The following is a 19,086-nucleotide window of genomic DNA, read 5'->3' as shown; positions in this document are numbered from 1 at the left end:
GAACTTTCGATGACCCAAGCCTTAAGAGCGGAGCGACTGCGCACGTTCGTCGGCCGGATCGCGTCCCTTGTCGACGACGCCGTGCCCGAAGCGCAGCTCCTCGAATCCGGCGGCGCGCATCTGCGCGAACTGGTCGCCCACGACGACTGGTTGCCCGACGCCTTCGCGCAACCCGATCCCGAGCGCTATCAGCAGTTCCTGCTGTACGCGGATGCGCGGCAGCGTTTCTCGGTCGTCAGCTTTGTCTGGGGACCGGGGCAAGCGACGCCGGTGCACGATCACACCGTATGGGGTTTGATCGGGGTGCTGCGTGGCGCGGAAATTGCGCAGGATTATCGCGTCGCGCCAGGCGGCGAACTGATGGAAGCGGGCGCGCCGCGGCGTCTGGAAGCCGGTGCCGTGGACGCCGTGTCGCCGCGCACCGGCGATATTCATCGTGTACGTAATGCTTTTGGCGACCTTACGTCGATCAGCATTCACGTGTACGGTGCAAATATCGGCGCAGTGGTGCGCTCGGTTTATCCGGTAGGCGGCGGCCGTAAGAATTTCATCTCAGGCTACTCGAACGATATGTTGCCCAATATCTGGAATGTTTCAAAGGAGTTCCCGATCCCATGAGTTTTGCTACAGAGTTCCGTACCCTTTCATTCAAGGACGTGCGCCGCGCGCTGCTGGAGCGCCAGGAAATCGCGCTCGTCGACGTACGCGAGGAAGATCCGCATGCGCGCAGTCATCCGCTCTTCGCGGCGAACCTGTCGCTGTCCCGGCTCGAACTGGAAGCGCCGTTGCGCCTGCCGCGTTTCGCGCTGCCGATCGTCGTGCTCGATGACGGCGAAGGTCTCGCCGAACGCGCCGCGCGCCGTTTGAGCGAACTGGGCTATACCGATGTCGCCTTGCTTGAAGGCGGTCTGCAAGGCTGGCGTCAGGCTGGCGGCGAGCTGTTCCGGGACGTCAACGTGCCGAGCAAGGCGTTCGGCGAACTGGTCGAAAGCGAGCGGCATACGCCGTCGCTCGACGCACCGCACGTGCAGGCGCTGCTCGATCGCGACGCCGACGTGGTGGTGCTCGACGCGCGCCGCTTCGACGAGTACCAGACCATGAACATCCCCGGCAGCATCAGCGTGCCGGGCGCGGAACTGGTGCTGCGCGCGCGGCAGCTCGCGCCGGATCCCGCCACGCGCATCATCGTCAATTGCGCGGGGCGCACCCGCAGCATCATCGGCGCGCAGTCGCTGATCAATGCGGGTGTGCCCAATCCGGTCGCGGCGCTGCGCAACGGCACGATCGGCTGGACGCTCGCCGGTCAGCCGCTCGCGCACGGCAGCTCGCGCCGCTTCGATCCGGATATCGACGACGAAGTCCGCCTGGCCGCCGCCGACGCCGCGCGCAAGGTGGCGGATCGCGCGAAAGTGGGCCGCACCTCGCGTGACGAAGCGCGCCGCTGGGCCGACGAAGCGGTACGCACCGTCTATCGCTTCGACGTGCGCACGCCGGAAGAATATGAAGCGGGGCACGTGCCCGGTTTTCGCAGCGCGCCCGGCGGTCAGCTCGTGCAGGAAACCGACATGTTCGCGCCGGTGCGCGGCGCGCGCGTGATCCTCGCGGACAACGACGGCGTGCGCGCGAACATGAGCGCGTCGTGGCTCGCGCAGATGAACGTCGAGGTGTACGTGGTGGATGGCCTGGGCGCCGCCGACTTCGGCGAACGGGGCGCGGCGCCGGCTGCGCGGAATGCGCCTACACCGCCGGACGCCGACGAGATTTCGCCCGCCGAACTGGCGGCGCTGCTGCAAGCGCCCGGCACCGTCGTGCTCGATTTCACGACGAGCGCGAACTACGTGAAGCGCCATATTCCCGGCGCGTGGTATGCGATTCGCACGCAACTCGATGACGCCGTGCGCAAGCTGCCCGACGCGCAACGCTATGTAGTGACTTGCGGCAGCAGTCTGCTGGCGCGCTTTGCCGCGCCGGAGTTGGCCGCGTTGACGGGCAAGCCGGTGCAGGTGCTGAGCGGCGGCACGAACGCGTGGTTCGAAGCGGGCTTGCCGGTCGAAGGCGGCGAGACGCGGCTGGCTTCGCCGCGCATCGACCGCTACCGGCGTCCGTATGAAGGCAACGATAGCGCGCGCGAAGCGATGAACGCGTATCTGGAGTGGGAATACGGCCTCGTCGCGCAACTCGGCCGCGACGGCACGCACGGTTTTCACGTGATCTGACGTGGCGGCTTATTGAAGCTGGAGTCGAGCGCGGTTCAGGCCGCGCGCTGCGCGCGGCTTGCGCCGCTCAGCCAGAAATCATCTGCCAATTCGGCGTAAACGCGCTCTCGTCTAATTCCGCGGATGCGTTTAGATTGGCTGCACCTGGAAGGCTTATCGAGGGACCAGGGCGGCCAAACAAGCAGCGGTCTGCCATTCCGGCGATGGCGCAAGGTCGGAGATCAAGGTCTCTTACCGCTTCGCCTGGAACCGGGCCGCTGCGCGCCGTCCGCGGTGCTTCGCTTCGGGCGGCTTGTCTGCCGCCTCCACCGTTCGGTGACCGTACCGACCGGTATGGCGACGCTTTGCACAGCGTCGCCTTTTTGCGTCCGGGCCGCATTTTCCGGGATTTTTTCCCTCGCGTTTTCCTCGGCTGAGTCCACCCGCAGCAAACCGCGCCGCAAGGACGGACGCTTACGGCCTCCTTGCGGGCGGCGCTCGCGGTTTTGTCTGCACGCGGTTATCCTGTAGCACGCCCGAAAGAAGTCTCCGGCCCCGAAGGAAGTCCCCTTGGGGGATTGGGACACACTACACAACGGGATGCGTGCGCGTGACGCGTCCGCATTCGTACAGGAAACTTGCTGTGAGCCTCAAACTGCTTACCGTCGCCATGCTGAGCGGGTGTGTCACGCTGGCCGGCTGTGACGACCAACAGAGCGACCGCGCCGTGCAAAAACTCAAGGAATTTTTCAACGCCGTCAAGCCGGACGCGTTACTGCTCAGGAACATGACGCCCGGCGTCACGAACGAAGCGCAAGTGCGCGATCAGATGGGCAAGCCCGAAACCGAGCGGACGTTTACCGACGGCTCGAAGCGCCTCGAATATCCGCGCGGTCCGCAAGGGCTGAACACCTACATGGTCGACATCGACCGCGACGGCAAACTGCAAGCCATCACGCAGGTGCTCACCGCCGCCAACTTCGCGAAGGTCAGCATCGGCATGACCGAGGACGAAGTGCGCCGCCTGCTCGGCAAGCCGGGCGAAGTCGCCGTGTTTCCGTTGAAGCCGGAAACTGTATGGAGCTGGAAGTGGCGCGAGGGCGGCGTGACGGAAGAGGGTATTTTCAACGTGCACTTCGACGAGTTTCACAAGGTGTACACAACATCGCGCTCGGACGTGGTGCGCGGGCGATAGACGGGAACAGGCAGGAAAAAATGATACGTCGACGTCATTACAGCCGTATCGGGCTGGTGTTGGGAGGGGGCGCCGCGCGCGGCTGGGCGCATATCGGCGCGATTCGCGCGTTGCACGATGCGGGCATCAAACCGGATGTGGTGTGCGGCACGTCGATCGGCGCGCTGGTCGGCGCGGTCTATGCGAACGGCGATCTCGACTGGCTTGAGGAATGGGTCTCGCGGCTCACGTGGCAAACGGTGGTGCGTCTGCTCGATCTGCGTCTGTCGGGCGGCCTGTTGGGCGGGCGTAAAGTGATCCAGTTGTTCGCAGACAAATTCGACGGTCGCTCGATTGCGCAGTTGCACATACCGTTCGCGGCGGTCGCTACCGAACTCGATACGGGCCGCGAAAGCTGGTTGCAGGACGGCAGCGTGGTGGAGGCCGTGCGCGCGTCGATTGCGATTCCCGGGATTTTTACGCCGGTTTGGCACAACGGCGTGTGGCTGGTGGATGGCGGCTTGAGCAATCCGGTGCCGGTCTCGGTGGCGCGCGGCATGCGGGCGGACTGCGTGATCGCCGTCGATCTGAACAACGATATTCTGAACGGCCGCGATTTTGGCGGCGCGGTGGTCGATACGCCCGCGATCGATCCGACGGCACCGCCGCCTGTCGCCTTGCGGCGTAATGGCAAACCTTGGCCACGCTGGCTTGCCCCGGCTGAGGCACGCGGTGCCGACGATGTTCGGGTGCCGCCTGCACCGAGCGCGCGCGTGCCTTCGATGCTGAGCTCGATCGCGCAGAGCATCGATATCATGCAAGTGCGGATTACGCGGAGTCGTCTTGCCGGCGAACCGGCGGATATTCTGATTCAACCGCGGTTGGGGGGGATGGGGATTTTTGATTTCCATCGGGCCGCACCGGCGATTGAAGAAGGGCGCGCGGCGGTGGAATATATGCTGCCGGCGATTCGGGCCCGATTGGGGATTGATTAGTTTTTGCGTACGCGGCGCGATAGGCGAAACGCAGTCGAGCCTCAATCCGTCTATCGAAAAAGCGACCCGAAACTTGCTAAATCGCGGCGGCCCAAGCCGTGCGCGAGCCGGCTTACAAACCCGTATCCCCCGCAAAACCAAGCCCTAAGAGCCTCCAGCGGCACCAAACCGCGTCATGTTGCGACGCAACAAACCACCGGCCCTCTATTTGAGCAATTAATTTTCGCTTGCGAGACTCCGCGCCATGTCGGACGAGCCGGGCAAGGAGAGCAGCCGGCGCCGTCCCTGACATCCTCAATAAACCTGGATGGAGACGCGCGTGTTCCTTTACGGCTTTGGTCCGGTGTTGCTGGCCGGCACGATCCAGACGATCGAGTTGTCCGTCCTGTCGCTGGCAGCCGCCGTGCTGCTCGGCCTCGCGGGCGCGGCGGCGAAACTTTCGTTCAACCGCCCGCTGCGGGCGCTCGCGACCGGTTATACGACGCTGATCCGCTCGGTGCCCGATCTGGTCCTGATGCTGCTGCTGTTCTACAGCATCCAGATCGCGGTCAACAATCTGACCGATGCGCTCGATCTGCCGCAGTTCGATATCGATCCGTTCGTGGCTGGCGTGCTGACGCTCGGCTTCATCTACGGCGCGTATTTCACCGAGACCTTCCGCGGTGCGTTTCTCGCGGTGCCGCGCGGTCAGCTCGAAGCGGGCAGCGCGTATGGCATGAGCGGCGTGCGCGTGTTCACGCGCATCCTGTTTCCGCAGATGATGCGCTTCGCGCTCCCCGGCATCGGCAACAACTGGCAGGTGCTGGTGAAGGCTACCGCGCTGGTGTCGATCATCGGTCTTGCCGATGTCGTCAAGGCCGCGCAGGATGCCGGCAAGAGCACCTTCAACATGTTCTTCTTCATTCTGGTCGCCGCGCTGATCTATCTGGCGATCACCACTGCATCGAATCTCGTGCTGATCTGGCTCGAACGGCGTTATTCGATTGGCGTGCGGCACGCGGAGCTCTGACAGACCATGATCGACATCCTCAACCAATTCTGGCGCGCGTTCCTGTACTGGGACGGTCAGCGAATTTCCGGTCTCGCGGTGACGTTGTGGCTGCTGGTGACGTCGATCGGGATCGGCTTCGTGATGGCGATCCCGCTGGCGGTGGCGCGAGTCTCGAAGAAGCGCTGGCTGTCGACGCCGGTGCGTCTTTACACCTACGTGTTTCGCGGCACGCCGCTGTACGTGCAACTGCTGCTGATCTACACCGGCATGTACAGCCTTGAATTCGTGCGCTCGCATCAACTGCTGGACGCGTTTTTCCGCAGCGGTTTTCACTGCGCGATTCTCGCCTTTGCACTGAACACCTGCGCGTACACCACCGAGATTTTCGCCGGCGCGATCCGTTCGACCTCGCACGGTGAAGTGGAAGCGGCGCGCGCCTATGGCATGAGCGGCTTCACGATGTACCGGCGCATTGTGATACCGTCCGCGCTGCGCCGGGCGCTGCCGTTGTACAGTAACGAAGTGATCCTGATGCTGCATGCCACCACGGTCGCGTTTACGGCCACGGTGCCGGACATCCTGAAGGTGGCGCGCGACGTGAATTCAGCCACCTATCAGTCGTTCAACGCGTTCGGCCTCGCGGCGCTGATTTACCTGGTGGTATCGTTCGCGCTGGTGGCGTTGTTCCGGCGCGCCGAGCGCCACTGGCTCGGCTATCTGGCGGTACGTACGCATTGACGCATTGAGCTGGCGCGTTGGCATTGAGCGGCGCTTCCGACTCGCGCCGTCACGAAGATCGATCTGTATTTTCTCTGGGAGAGCATCTTGCTCCACACGACTCAAACCGAAGCTTGCAAGCTCGCCGTTCAGGACATCCACAAGCGCTATGGCGACAACGAAGTGCTCAAGGGCGTTTCGCTGAACGCGAACAAAGGCGACGTGATCAGCATCATCGGCGCGAGCGGGTCCGGCAAGAGCACGTTCCTGCGCTGCATCAATTTTCTGGAGCGGCCGAACGCCGGGCAAATCGTCGTCGACGGCGAAACGGTGAGGACGAAAACCGACCGCGCGGGCAATCTCGAAGTCGCCGATCATAAGCAGTTGCAACGCATCCGCACCAAGCTCGCGATGGTGTTCCAGCACTTCAACTTGTGGGCGCACATGAATGTGATCGAGAACATCGTCGAGGCGCCGATTCATGTGCTCGGTTTGTCGCGCCGCGAAGCCGAAGAGCGCGCGCGCGAGTATCTCGAGAAGGTCGGTCTCGCGCCGCGTCTGGAAAAACAGTATCCATCGCATCTGTCGGGCGGTCAGCAGCAGCGCGTGGCGATTGCCCGCGCGCTGGCGATGAACCCGGACGTGATGCTGTTCGACGAGCCGACTTCCGCGCTCGATCCCGAACTGGTCGGCGAAGTGCTGAAGGTGATGCAGAAGCTTGCCGAAGAAGGCCGCACGATGATCGTCGTCACGCACGAAATGGGTTTCGCGCGCAACGTGTCGAACCATGTGATGTTCCTGCATCAAGGCCGCACCGAAGAAGAGGGCTTGCCCGCCGAAGTGCTGAGCGCGCCACGCAGCGAACGGCTCAAGCAGTTCCTGTCCGGCAGTCTGAAGTAACGCGTGGCTCGCGCCTGCGCGTTTCACTGATCAGCGATGGCTCGCACGTCCAGCCCTGCACGCACCACCCAGGTTGCAATCGTCGCATTGCCGCCTGTGTCGATGTCGGGCGTCGGGCCGATTGTCGACGCGCTCAATCTCGCCAACGAAATCGACGGCCGCGCGCTGTACCGCGTGCAGGTGTGTTCATGGGACGGCCGCGCGGTGCCGCTCGCGGGCGGCGCGCAATGGCCGGCCGATGCCGCATTCGGCGATGCGATCTCGTGTGACTGGCTGATCGTCGTCAGCGAGCGGTTTCAGCAATTCGCCGATTACCGCCTGTTTCTGGCGAGTTTGTCGCGCGTCGGGCAGCGCACGCCGCTCGTCACCGGCATTCATCACGGCGTCTGGTGGCTGGCGATGGCGGGACAGTTGTCCGGCTATCGCGTGAGCGTCAACTGGGAAACCTATCAGCAGTTCTCCGAGCAGTTCGAGCGCTCGATCGTCACCCAGCAGATCTTCGAAATCGACCGTGATCGCGCGACGTGCGCGGGCGGTCAGGCAACGGTCGACTTCATGCTGGCGATGATCGGCCGCGATCACGGCCCCGAACTGGCGGACCGGATCGCCGATACGCTCGGCGTAGGCGTGTTGCGCGCGGGCGAGGAGCGTCAGCGGATTCCGTTCGTGACCGCGCCGGGCGAGCGCCATCCGCGGTTGAACGACGCGCTGCTGCTGATGGAGGCAAATATCGAAGATCCGCTCACCACCGATGAGATCGCCGGCCTGGTCGGCGTCTCGCGGCGGCAGCTGGAGCGCCTGTTTCGCCAGTATCTCGGCTCGATGCCGTCCAAGTACTACCTGGGGCTGCGGCTTTCGAAAGCGCGCACGCAATTGCAGCGCACCAGCAAATCGGTGGTGCAGATCAGTCTCGCGTGCGGATTTTCGTCGGCGGCGCACTTTTCGAATGCGTATCGCGAACGCTTCGGTGTCACACCGCGCGAGGATCGTCGTAACTGGATCGACAAGCAGACCGGCGCGACGGGCGCCGCGGCGAGCGAGCCGCGGCCCGGCGCGTTGATCGAGCGGCCCGATCGAGCCGGGTAATCTGGATAAGCAGGCGCAATGAGCGGTGCAAATCAGCGCCGTACGCGGCATGCCCGCCCGGAAGCTCATAGAAAGCGTCGCGTATGCGCAAGACGTATCGCGTGCGGTTTCCTACACTACGTGTATTACCTCTCACCTGTAACGAGGATTTGCCATGAACGACCTGACTGTGACACGCCAGACCTTCGACGAAGTCATGGTGCCGGTGTTTTCGCCCGCCGCCTTCGTACCGGATCGCGGTCTCGGCTCGCGTGTCTGGGATACGCAGGGCCGCGACTATATCGACTTCGCCGGCGGTATCGCCGTCACCGCGCTCGGTCATGCGCATCCTGAACTGCTGAAGGTGCTGCACGAACAGGGCGGCAAGCTGTGGCACATCGGTAACGGCTACACCAACGAGCCGGTGCTGCGCCTCGCCAAACGCCTCGAAGACCTGACCTTCGCCGACCGCGCATTCTTCGCCAACTCGGGCGCGGAAGCCAACGAAGCGGCGCTGAAGCTGGCGCGCCGCGTCGCATTCGAGCGTCATGGCGCGGATAAATTCGAAATCGTCTCGTTCACGCAATCGTTCCATGGCCGCACGTTCTTCACCGTGAGCGTGGGCGGCCAGCCGAAGTATTCGGAAGGCTTCGGCCCGGTGCCGGCCGGCATCACCCATCTGCCGTACAACGATATCGAAGCCGCGAAGAAAGCGATCGGCGCGCAAACCTGCGCAGTGATCGTCGAGCCGATCCAGGGCGAAGGCGGCGTGATTCCCGCCGATCCGGCCTTCCTGCTCGCCTTGCGCGAGGCTTGCGATCAGCACGGCGCACTGCTGATTTTTGACGAAGTACAAACGGGGGTGGGCCGCAGCGGCCATTTCTATGCGTACCAGGACACGGGCGTGACGCCGGACATCCTGACCACCGCGAAGGCGCTCGGCAACGGTTTCCCGATCGGCGCGATGCTGACCACCAACGAACTGGCTGCTTACTTCAAGGTCGGCGTGCACGGCACGACATACGGCGGCAATCCGCTGGCGTCGGCGATTGCGGAGAAGGTGGTCGAACTGGTCAGCGATCCGCGGCTGCTGGAAGGCGTGCATTCGCGCAGCGAAGCGCTGAAGGGGCAGCTTGCGAAGCTCAACGAGCGCTTCGGCATCTTGAAGGAAGTGCGCGGCAAGGGGCTGCTGATCGGCGCGGAATTGACCGACGCGTTCAAGGGCCGCGCGAAGGACTTCGTCACGGCGGCCGGCAATCACGGCGTGATCATGCTGATGGCGGGTCCGGACGTGTTGCGCTTTGTGCCGTCGCTGATTATTCCGCTCGACGACATGTATGAAGGCTTTGCGCGTCTGGCGAAGGCGATCGACGAAGTGGTCGGCGCAACCGCTGAAGCCCCGGCTCGTTAATCGGGCATCACATTCAATCAGGAACGACGATGCTCTTCGTACGCCCCGGCCGCCTCGCCGATCTCGATGCGCTCGAACACATGGCGCGCACCGCGCAACCGGTGCTGCATTCGTTGCCGCACGACCGGCGTGCACTCGAAGCGCGCGTCGCGTTGTCGGAAGACTCGTTTCGCGCGGACGTCGATTTTCCGGGCGAGGAGTTCTATCTGTTCGTGCTCGAGGATGCGCAAAGCGGCAAGCTGATGGGCACGGCGAGCATCGTCGCCGCGGCCGGTTATTCAGATCCGTTCTACGCGTTTCGCAACGACGCGCTGATTCATGCGTCGCGCGAGTTGCACGTGAATCGCAAGATTCACGCGCTGACCATGTCGCACGAGTTGACCGGCAAGAGCCGCCTTGCCGGCTACTACATCGATCCGTCGCTGCGTGGCGATGCGGCCGCGCATCTGATGTCGCGGGCGCGGATGATGTACATCGCCGCCAATCGCAAACGCTTCACGCCCGAGGTGTTCTCGCTGCTGCTCGGCGTCACCGACGATGCGGGCGTGTCGCCGTTCTGGGAAGCGGTGGGGCGCAAGTTCTTCGGCCGCGACTTCGCCGACATCGAAATCGAATCGGGCGGCCGCAGCCGCACCTTTATCGCCGAAGTGATGCCGACCTATCCGGTCTACGTGCCGTTGCTGCCGGAAGCGGCGCAACGCGTGCTCGGCGAACCGGATTCGAAGGCGCTGCTCGCGTATGAGATCCACCTTGAAGAAGGCTTCGAGACCGACCGCTTTATCGATATTTTCGATGCGGGTCCGGTGCTGACCGCGCAAGTGGATCGCAGCGCGTGCGTCACGCGCAATGAAACGCGCGTGGTGCACGAGGCCGGCGCAGCAGCGGCCGGCTCGACGTATCTGATCGCGCATAACGGCGCCGACGGCGAATTCCGCTGCGTGCTGGGCGAGCTGTCGGCCGGCAAGGAAACCGGCGCGCCGTTGCCGCACACGGCGCGCGCCGCGCTCGGCGTGCAGGAGGGCGACGCGGTGCGCTGCGTGCCGCTGCACCAGCCGTATCAGGAAGCATCTTCGGGAGACGCACAATGATCGTCGTTCGCGTTGTGCAACGAGGCGATGTGGACGCGCTGATGGCGCTCGCCCAGGAGACCGGCCCGGGTCTCACCACCTTCAAGCCGGATCGCGAGGCACTCGCGGCACGCGTCGAACGCGCGCGCCGCACGATGGAAGACAAAGCGGCGCCACACGAAGCGGGTTACTTCTTCGTGATGGAAGACACCGAGACCGGCGACGTGGCCGGCGTGTGCGGGATCGAAACCGCGGTGGGCCTGCAACAGCCGTTCTACAACTATCGCGTCAGCACGGTGGTGCACGCGAGCCAGGATCTCGGCATCTGGACGCGCATGCGCGCGCTGAACATCTCGCACGATCTGACCGGCTATGCCGAAGTGTGCTCGCTGTTTCTGAGCCCGCGTTATCGCACGAGCGGCGTGGGCGGCTTGCTGTCGCGTTCGCGCTTCATGTTTCTCGCGCAGTTTCGCGAGCGCTTTCCAGAGCGTCTGTGCGCGGAATTGCGCGGCCATTTCGACGCGGACGGCACCTCGCCGTTCTGGCGCGCGGTCGGCTCGCATTTCTATCAGATCGATTTCAACGCAGCGGACTATCTGAGCTCGCACGGCCGCAAGGCGTTTCTCGCCGAACTGATGCCGCGCTATCCGGTGTACGTCGAGTTGTTGCCGGAAGAGGCGCAGCAAAGCGTCGGCCTCACGCATAGCGACACGATTCCGGCGCGCCGCATGCTCGAAGCGGAAGGGCTGCGCTACGAGAACCACGTCGATATTTTCGATGCCGGTCCGGTGCTCGAATGCCATATCGCCGACTTGCGCACCGTGCGCGAAAGCGTGGTGGTACCGGCGGAGATCGGCGTGTCGAATGCGCCGGCCGATGGGCCGAAGTCGATGGTGTCGAATACGTCGCTGGGCGATTTTCGCGTCGGCGTGTTAGCGGGCCTGCCGGAAAACGGCGTGTTCCGGCTGAGCGCTGCGGAGGCAGCCGCACTCGACGTGAAGGCAGGCGACCCGGTTAGGGTGCTGCCGCTGAAACACAAACAAGGATGATCATGAGCAAGCTTTTCATCGACGGCGAATGGGCCGCCGGCACAGGACCCGCATTTGCGTCGCACAACCCGGGCACGGGCGCGACCGTTTGGGAAGGCAACAGCGCGTCGGCGGACGACGTCGATCGTGCGGTGCGCGGCGCACGCCGCGCCTTCGCGGCGTGGTCGGCATTGAGCCTCGACGAACGTTGCGCCGTGGTGCGCCGCTTCGCCGCGCTCGTGACCGAACGCAAGGAGGCGCTGGCCGAAGCGATCGGCCGCGAGACCGGCAAGCCGCTGTGGGAAGCGCGCACGGAAGCCGCGTCGATGGCGGCGAAGGTCGAGATTTCGATTCAGGCGTACAACGAACGCACCGGCGAAAAACGTTCGGCGATGGCCGACGGTACCGCTGTGCTACGGCATCGTCCGCATGGCGTGGTCGCGGTGTTCGGGCCGTATAACTTCCCCGGGCATTTGCCGAACGGGCATATCGTGCCGGCGTTGATCGCCGGTAACGCCGTGGTGTTCAAGCCGTCGGAGCTGGCACCGGGCGTGGCCGCTGTCACCGCGCAGATCTGGCGCGATGCGGGCTTGCCCGCGGGCGTGCTGAACGTCGTGCAGGGCGAGAAAGAGACCGGCATTGCACTGGCGAATCACCGGCAGATCGACGGCTTGTTCTTCACCGGCAGCTCGGATACGGGCACGTTGCTGCACAAGCAGTTCGGTGGCCGTCCGGAAATCGTGCTGGCGCTGGAGATGGGCGGCAACAATCCGCTCGTGATCGGGCCGGTAGCCGATCTCGACGCGGCCGTGCATCACACGATCCAGTCGGCGTTTCTGTCGGCCGGGCAGCGCTGCACCTGCGCGCGGCGCATTTTCGTGCCGAACGATGCGTTCGGCGACCGCTTTATCGAACGCCTCACCGAGGTCACGTCGCGCATCAGCGTCGGCGAATACAACGCCGATCCGCAGCCGTTCATGGGCGCGGTGATCTCGGCGCGCGCCGCTTCGCGTCTGGTCGCGGCGCAGGAGCGTTTGCTCGCCGACGGCGCGAAATCGTTGCTGACGATGGAGCAGCGCGATCCGACACTCGGCTTCGTTACGCCCGCCATTCTCGACGTGACCGCAGTACGCGATCTGCCCGACGAAGAGCATTTCGGGCCGTTGGCGCAAATCATCCGCTACGGCACCTTCGACGAAGCGCTGGAACAAGCCAACGACACCGAGTTCGGCCTGTCCGCCGGCTTGCTGGCCGACGACGAAGCACGGTGGACGCATTTCCAGCGCACCATCCGCGCGGGCATCGTCAACTGGAACCGGCCGACCAACGGTGCGTCGTCGGGCGCGCCGTTCGGCGGTCCGGGGCGTTCGGGCAATCACCGGCCGAGCGCGTACTACGCCGCCGACTACTGCGCGTATCCGATGGCTTCCGTCGAAAGCGCGCAACTGCACATGCCCGCGAGCGTTTCGCCGGGCCTTCAATTCTGAGGATCGACGATGCAAGCCACTGAAGCCAATTTCGACGGCCTGGTCGGCCCGACCCACAACTACGCCGGGCTTTCGTTCGGCAACGTCGCGTCGCAGAACAACGAGAAGTCGATTGCGAATCCGAAAGCGGCGGCCAAACAGGGCCTGCGCAAGATGAAGCAGTTGGCCGACCTCGGCTTTCATCAAGGCGTGTTGCCGCCGCAGGAGCGTCCGTCGATGCGCCTGCTGCGCGAACTCGGATTTTCCGGCGACGACGCGACGGTGATCGCGCGCGTCGCCAAAGACGCGCCCGAGTTGCTGGCCGCCGCGAGTTCCGCCTCGGCGATGTGGACGGCGAATGCCGCGACTGTCAGTCCCTCGTCCGATACGCGCGACGGCCGCGTGCACTTCACGCCGGCCAATCTGTGCAGCAAGCTGCATCGCGCGATCGAACATGAATCCACGCGCCGCACGTTGCGGGCGATCTTCAACGATGCTGACCGGTTCGCGGTGCATGAGGCCTTGCCCGGCACGCCCGCACTCGGCGACGAAGGCGCGGCGAACCACACGCGTTTTTGCGCGGAATATGGCACACGTGGCGTCGAATTCTTTGTGTACGGCCGCAGCGAATATCGCCGCGGACCGGAGCCGAAGCGCTTCCCGGCACGGCAAACCTTTGAAGCGAGCCGCGCGGTCGCGCACCGTCACGGTCTCGAAGAAGCGGCCACCGTGTACGCCCAGCAAAACCCGGACGTGATCGACGCGGGCGTGTTCCATAACGACGTGATCGCGGTCGGCAATCGCAACACGCTGTTCTGCCATCAGCAGGCGTTCGTCGAGCAGGGCGCGGTATACGACGAACTGCGCACCAAGCTCTCGGGACTGAAGGCCGAGTTCAACGTGATCGAAGTGCCCGATGCACAAGTGAGCGTGTCCGATGCCGTCACGTCGTATCTGTTCAACAGCCAGTTGCTGACGCGCCCGGACGGCAAGCAGGTGTTGGTAGTACCGCAGGAATGCCGCGAGAACGCACGCGTGGCCGCGTATCTGGATCATCTGACATCGCACACCGGCCCGATCGACGACGTGCTCGTGTTCGATCTGCGCGAAAGCATGAAGAACGGCGGCGGTCCGGCGTGTTTGCGTTTGCGCGTGGTGCTGAACGATGCCGAGCGCGCGGCGACGACGCCGGGCGTGTGGATCGACGACAATCTGTTCGGCCGCCTCGATACGTGGATCGAAAAGCATTATCGCGACCGTCTCGCGCCGGCCGATCTGACCGATCCGCAATTGCTCGCCGAGTCGCGCACCGCGCTCGACGAACTGACGCAGATTCTCGGTCTGGGTTCGCTGTATGACTTCCAGCGCTGAGCGAGGCATGCCGGCTGCGATGCTCGACGATTTCCTCGCGTACACGTTGGCGGGCAAGCGGCCCGCCGCGCATGACGCAGAAGGCGCGTGCGCGAACGGCGTGCGCTGGCGCTGGCTCGATGACGGGGTTCTGCAGATGGAACCCGCGGAACCCGCAGCTCGGGAGCCGGGCACACGCAGCGTGCTCGCGTCTGCCGGCGTGCACGGCGACGAGACCGCGCCGATCGAACTGCTGTCGTATCTCGTGCGCGATATTGCGCAAGGCGGCGCTGCGCTGACTTGCCGCTTGCTGGTGATTCTCGGCAACGTCGACGCGATGCGCGACGCGTGCCGTTATCGCGACGACGACCTGAACCGCCTCTTCAGCGGACGTCATGCGCAGGTGCCGCACAGTCACGAAGCACCGCGCGCCGCGGCGTTGGAACGCGCGGCGACGCAGTTCTTCGCCGAGGCATCGGCTGAACGTGGCGCGCGCTGGCATATCGACATGCACACGGCGATCCGCGCCTCCGCGTTTGAGCAGTTTGCGCTGCTGCCGCATACGGGGCTGCCGTTTTCGCGCGCGATGTTCGAGTGGCTCGGCGAGGCACGCATCAGCGCGGTACTGCTCCACACGACCAGGGGCAATACCTTTTCGCATTTCACCGCGCAAGCGTGCGGCGCCGAGGCGTGTACGCTGGAACTCGGCAAAGTGCGTCCGTTCGGCCAGAACGATCTGACGCGATTTGCGGGCGCGGACGAAGCGTTGCGCCATCTGCTGGCCGGTACCGGCGGTGCAAAGGGTGGTGCAAAGGCAGCGCTGCCGCGTGCCTTCACTGTGATCGATCAGATCACCAAGCAAAGCGATGCATTCGAATTGCGGGTTGCCGCGGACGTACCGAACTTCACGCCGTTCGTGAAGGATACGGTGCTCGCCTGTGACGGCGACTATCGTTATGTCGTGCGTCGCGACGAGGAACGCATCGTGTTTCCGAACTCGACGGTCAAGCCGGGCTTGCGCGCCGGCTTGATGGTGGTCGAGACGACCCAGGACACGCTGTCGAGACTTGTGTAGTCGCGCGGTAGGTGATGAGACGTCGCGCGCCTTGACGCGCATTTGTTTGCCTGAGCGCGACACGAAATTGCACCTTTATGTGCGCCGTGCCGGCTTCGCCAAACGAGGCATACGCAGACGCGCCCGCCAGGCATGCACTGCGAAGCCTGTACAATCGCGCCCTCGCGGCTGTTGCGCTGCACCACACCGGCCGCACGAGTTTGAATCGCAATTTTGGCGCGGCAATCATGCCTGCCGGATTCGACTCAGTCTTATTCAATACCGTAGAGGAACACCCGTAATGAAGATGAATTGGCGAAACACGGCTGCGCTCGCGCTGTTCGCGGCGGCAACGGTAGCGGCAGGCGCCGCATCGGCAGCGGATATCAAGGAAGTGCGCTTCGGCGTCGAGGCGTCGTACGCGCCGTTCGAATCGAAGTCGGCGTCCGGCGAGCTGCAAGGTTTCGATATCGATGTCGGTAACGCCGTGTGCGCGAAGCTGAAGGCGAAATGCGTGTGGGTCGAGAATTCGTTCGATGGCCTGATCCCGGCGCTGCAGGCGCGCAAGTTCAACGCGATCAACTCGGACATGACGATCACCGAGCAACGCCGTCAGGCGGTCGACTTCACCGATCCGATCTATACGATCCCGAATCAGATGATCGCGAAGAAGGGCAGTGGCCTGCTGCCGACGCCGGCTTCGCTCAAGGGCAAGCACGTCGGCGTGTTGCAGGGCACGATTCAGGAAGCTTATGCGAAGGCGCGCTGGGCTCCGGCCGGCGTCGACGTCGTGCCGTATCAGACGCAGGACCAGATCTACGCCGACCTCGCATCGGGCCGCCTCGATGCCGCGTTCCAGGACGCGGAAGCTGCGTCGAAGGGTTTTTTGAAGAAGCCGCAAGGCGCCGGCTTTGAATTCGCCGGTCCGGCTGTCTCCGACGAAAAGCTGCTCGGCGCGGGCGTGGGCTACGGCGTCCGCAAGGGCGACAAGGCACTGAAGGATGCGCTCAACCAGGCGCTCAAGGAATTGAAGGCGGACGGCACGATCGACCGCTTCGCCGCGAAGTACTTCGACGTGAAGGTTGTGTTGAAGTAAATCGTGGGTTGCGTTGTCCGCTGTATGCAAACCGGCCGCCTGCGCGGCCGGTTTGCATTTCGGCTGTCGTCTGATCTGTATAGCTAAGTAAATAAAAAACGGCGCAGACGGCCGTTGTCCTGATCGCTCGGTGCGCTGCCGTGCAGAATGCGTCGCCGCTTGAAACTACCTCAGATAATCGAACACGACTTCGCCGAGGCCGAGCGTCAGGTCGGCAATCAGATGCCGTGCCTCGACGACTTCGAGCACCGGCAAAGCGGCGACCGGCGCCAGCGCGTGCGGCGCCAGTTCGAGCGCGGCCGGGCCGGTCCATGCGCCTTTCAGGTCGATGTCTTGCAGGTAGTAGCGCACCAGTTCGCAAATGCGCGGCGTGCCGTCCACGTGCGGAATCACTTTCAACAGGAAGTTCGGCGCTTCGAGGCGTTTTTTCTGCTGCGCCAGATCGAGCTGCCGATGCTTGTAGCCCATCGTGCCGGTGGCGATGCGCACCGGGCCGTAGTCGAGCGTGCCGACCAGCGTGTCCGTGTGCACTTCGAGCGCCGGCTTGGCGAGCTTCTTCGGAAAACCCCACAACTCGCGGCCACCGGCAATAGGGGGATGGTCATCCAGATACATCGCCAGCGTGTAGCTACCCGCAACGCCGTTGTACGACACCGGGATCACCTGGCCGCTTTCCGTGTAGTCGCCGAAACCGGTCGAATCCGGCATGCGAATGAATTCGTAATGTACCAACGGCTCGCCGATTTCCAGCGGCTCGGGCACGACGGCCCGTAGTTTGTCCGGATCGGTGCGGTAGGTGATGATCAGAAATTCCCGATCAGTGAACCGATACGGGCCCATCGGAAACGCCGGGCTCGTGATCGGCATCGCGAAGGCATTTGAAAGCACGCTTTTGACGTCCATGGTTTTCCTTGGTGGTTGAAGACCGGGGTAGCACAGGTGGAACGCTTTTGCATCGCACAACAGTATCGTCGATTCCTTCCCGGCTTTCAGGGAGGCCGGCACGCAATTATTTCGAGATATTGCTGCATCGCGGTGTCCGCGCGCGGCGGCCTGAGCTAAAATCGCCGGGCGCCCGTAGCCGGCGCCGCGCGGCGCCGCGAGCCTCGGGGGGTGGGCGCGCCGTCAGCGGAAATCAAAATACAGCAGCATGCGCCAGGGCGGCGCTCAGCGGGGACCGGAATGACCACCATCGCAATCGAGAATTCGGGCCGGACGGGTGTTGCGCCGGATGGCGCGGACGACGCGCAATTGAACGCCAGTTGTGCCCGTCAGCCGATCCTGAATCGGGACGGCATGCTATGCGGATATGAGATCAAGGTTGCGCCGGATCTGCCGGCCGGCAACTTGAGCGCGGCAACGGCCGGCGCCGCCGATGCAGTCTCGAATGCAAACGCGAACGCCGACGCCTTGCCGGGCCGCGAGCCCGAGCCGGCGAAACAGGTGGCGCGAGCCGTCATTCGCGGTCTGCTCCAGAGCAACGTGCGCGGCGCGCTCACCGGGCATCCCGCCTACGTGGACGTGAGCCGCGACATGCTGTTCGACGACTCGATCAGGCACCTGCCCACTGACCGCTTCATGTTCGAACTGTCGTCCGCGCTCGAAGTCGACGAGGCGTTGATCGCGCGGATCGTCGAGCTGCATGGGCGGCGTTATCGCTTCGTGCTCGATGAAGTGACCCAGCCCAACGAGACGTTCGCGCGGCTGCTGCCTTATGCGGATGTCGTCAAGATCGATTTCACGCGCGCCTCGAGCGCGCTGTTGCCCAAGCTGAGCAGCGTACTCAAGTCCGCGGGCAAGCTGTTGATCGCAGCGGGCATCGATGCGCCGGCCGATTTCGAAACGACGCATGAATTGGGCTTCGACCGTTTCCAGGGCTATTTCTTCGCGCGTCCCCAGACCTCGATGACGCGGCGTGTCAGCGCGCCACGGCACGCCTTGCTGAACCTGCTGCAACTGCTGGCGGGCGAGCCGACCGTCGCGCAACTCGAAGCCGAACTCAAGCTGAACCCGGTGCTGGTGATGCATCTGATGAAGCTCGCGAATTCGAGCGGGCTGGCGGTCGGCCACAAGGTGACGACGCTGCGTGAAGCGATCAATGCGACCGGCACCGATCGGATCGCGCGCTGGACGCAGTTGCTGCTGTACGCGGACGGCCGCAAGGTCGCGCTGGAAGACGACCCGTTGCTGCAACTGGCGGCGACCCGCGCGCGCTTCATGGAACTGGCGATCGCGCGCTTGCCCGAAGCCGGGCGTGACGAAGCCGACGCGGCGTTTCTGACCGGCGTGTTTTCGTTTGTCGATGCGGTGTTTGGCGGCTCGCTCGAGAGCACGTTGAATGTGCTGACGCTGTCGCGGCCGATCCAGGCGGCGATTTTGCATCGCGAGGGCGTGCTGGGGATGTTGCTGAACGCAGTTGAAGCGCTGGAGCGGGGCGCCTGGGATGAAATCGGTACCCTTTGCGCGCGCTTGCAGCCGCTGACGGTGGAAGAGGTCGCGCAGCTTGGCCTGGCGGCAGGGGCGTGGGCCGGGACCGCGGATCGGAGCGCGGAGGGACTGGAGCGGATCGAGGATTGA

General features: G+C 64.1%; 17 protein-coding genes. 16 read left to right on the top strand and 1 reads right to left on the bottom strand.

Translation table 11 applies throughout. From position 1 onward, the window contains the following. The first annotated feature begins 9 nt into the window (after positions 1-9). The 15 genes from SB772_RS26780 to SB772_RS26710 all read left to right on the top strand — a co-directional run bounded on the left by SB772_RS26780 (position 10) and on the right by SB772_RS26710 (position 16,509). Positions 10-618, top strand: coding sequence for a cysteine dioxygenase (locus SB772_RS26780; protein ID WP_410836199.1), 609 nt, complete (start codon positions 10-12; stop codon positions 616-618). After that, complete coding sequence (locus SB772_RS26775; protein WP_410836198.1) at positions 615-2,216, top strand: rhodanese-related sulfurtransferase; 1,602 nt, start codon at positions 615-617, stop codon at positions 2,214-2,216. The genes SB772_RS26780 and SB772_RS26775 overlap by 4 nt, the downstream gene beginning before the upstream one ends. Positions 2,217-2,838: 622 nt before the next feature. Further along, positions 2,839-3,390 (top strand): hypothetical protein, encoded by a 552-nt coding sequence (locus SB772_RS26770; protein WP_410836197.1) that lies wholly within the window; start codon positions 2,839-2,841, stop codon positions 3,388-3,390. Between the two features lie 20 nt (positions 3,391-3,410). Next, positions 3,411-4,364 carry a patatin-like phospholipase family protein gene (locus tag SB772_RS26765; RefSeq protein WP_410836196.1) on the top strand — a complete coding sequence of 318 codons (954 nt, stop codon included), beginning with the start codon at positions 3,411-3,413 and terminating at the stop codon, positions 4,362-4,364. 319 nt (positions 4,365-4,683) lie between these two features. Continuing rightward, positions 4,684-5,373 carry an ABC transporter permease gene (locus SB772_RS26760; protein WP_410836195.1) on the top strand — a complete coding sequence of 230 codons (690 nt, stop codon included), beginning with the start codon at positions 4,684-4,686 and terminating at the stop codon, positions 5,371-5,373. A 6-nt stretch (positions 5,374-5,379) separates the two neighbouring features. After that, positions 5,380-6,093 carry an ABC transporter permease gene (locus tag SB772_RS26755; RefSeq protein ID WP_410836194.1) on the top strand — a complete coding sequence of 238 codons (714 nt, stop codon included), beginning with the start codon at positions 5,380-5,382 and terminating at the stop codon, positions 6,091-6,093. Between the two features lie 87 nt (positions 6,094-6,180). Beyond that, positions 6,181-6,972, top strand: a complete 792-nt coding sequence (locus SB772_RS26750) for an ABC transporter ATP-binding protein (RefSeq protein ID WP_410836193.1) — start codon at positions 6,181-6,183, stop codon at positions 6,970-6,972. Positions 6,973-7,008: 36 nt separating this feature from the next. Further along, on the top strand, positions 7,009-8,058 hold the full coding sequence (locus tag SB772_RS26745; protein WP_410836192.1) for a GlxA family transcriptional regulator: 1,050 nt from the start codon (positions 7,009-7,011) through the stop codon (positions 8,056-8,058). Positions 8,059-8,212: 154 nt separating this feature from the next. Further along, positions 8,213-9,448 carry an aspartate aminotransferase family protein gene (locus SB772_RS26740; protein WP_410836191.1) on the top strand — a complete coding sequence of 412 codons (1,236 nt, stop codon included), beginning with the start codon at positions 8,213-8,215 and terminating at the stop codon, positions 9,446-9,448. A gap of 29 nt (positions 9,449-9,477) precedes the next feature. After that, positions 9,478-10,536 (top strand): arginine/ornithine succinyltransferase subunit alpha, encoded by a 1,059-nt coding sequence (gene aruF / locus SB772_RS26735; RefSeq protein ID WP_410836190.1) that lies wholly within the window; start codon positions 9,478-9,480, stop codon positions 10,534-10,536. Further along, positions 10,533-11,564 (top strand): arginine N-succinyltransferase, encoded by a 1,032-nt coding sequence (astA, locus tag SB772_RS26730; RefSeq protein ID WP_410836189.1) that lies wholly within the window; start codon positions 10,533-10,535, stop codon positions 11,562-11,564. Before aruF ends, astA begins: the two co-directional genes overlap by 4 nt. Before the next feature lie 2 nt (positions 11,565-11,566). Next, complete coding sequence (astD, locus tag SB772_RS26725; protein WP_410836188.1) at positions 11,567-13,030, top strand: succinylglutamate-semialdehyde dehydrogenase; 1,464 nt, start codon at positions 11,567-11,569, stop codon at positions 13,028-13,030. Between the two features lie 9 nt (positions 13,031-13,039). Further along, on the top strand, positions 13,040-14,380 hold the full coding sequence (astB, locus tag SB772_RS26720) for an N-succinylarginine dihydrolase (protein ID WP_410836187.1): 1,341 nt from the start codon (positions 13,040-13,042) through the stop codon (positions 14,378-14,380). Further along, the gene (gene astE, locus SB772_RS26715) at positions 14,364-15,434 is read left to right on the top strand and encodes a succinylglutamate desuccinylase (protein ID WP_410836186.1); all 1,071 of its coding nucleotides are present in this window, start codon (positions 14,364-14,366) and stop codon (positions 15,432-15,434) included. The genes astB and astE overlap by 17 nt, the downstream gene beginning before the upstream one ends. Positions 15,435-15,714: 280 nt before the next feature. Further along, complete coding sequence (locus SB772_RS26710) at positions 15,715-16,509, top strand: ABC transporter substrate-binding protein (RefSeq protein WP_410836185.1); 795 nt, start codon at positions 15,715-15,717, stop codon at positions 16,507-16,509. A 165-nt stretch (positions 16,510-16,674) separates the two neighbouring features. On the opposite strand, the gene SB772_RS26705 is transcribed toward SB772_RS26710, so the two are convergent. After that, complete coding sequence (locus SB772_RS26705; protein ID WP_410836184.1) at positions 16,675-17,412, bottom strand: acetoacetate decarboxylase; 738 nt, start codon at positions 17,410-17,412, stop codon at positions 16,675-16,677. Positions 17,413-17,691: 279 nt separating this feature from the next. On the opposite strand from SB772_RS26705, the gene SB772_RS26700 reads away from it, so the two are divergent. Continuing rightward, positions 17,692-19,086 (top strand): EAL and HDOD domain-containing protein, encoded by a 1,395-nt coding sequence (locus SB772_RS26700; protein WP_410836183.1) that lies wholly within the window; start codon positions 17,692-17,694, stop codon positions 19,084-19,086.

This window comes from Paraburkholderia sp. SIMBA_030, from assembly GCF_046535245.1.
GTDB lineage: Bacteria > Pseudomonadota > Gammaproteobacteria > Burkholderiales > Burkholderiaceae > Paraburkholderia.
Note: the sequence above shows the minus strand (reverse complement) of the source record. Positions and strands in the feature narration are given on the sequence as shown.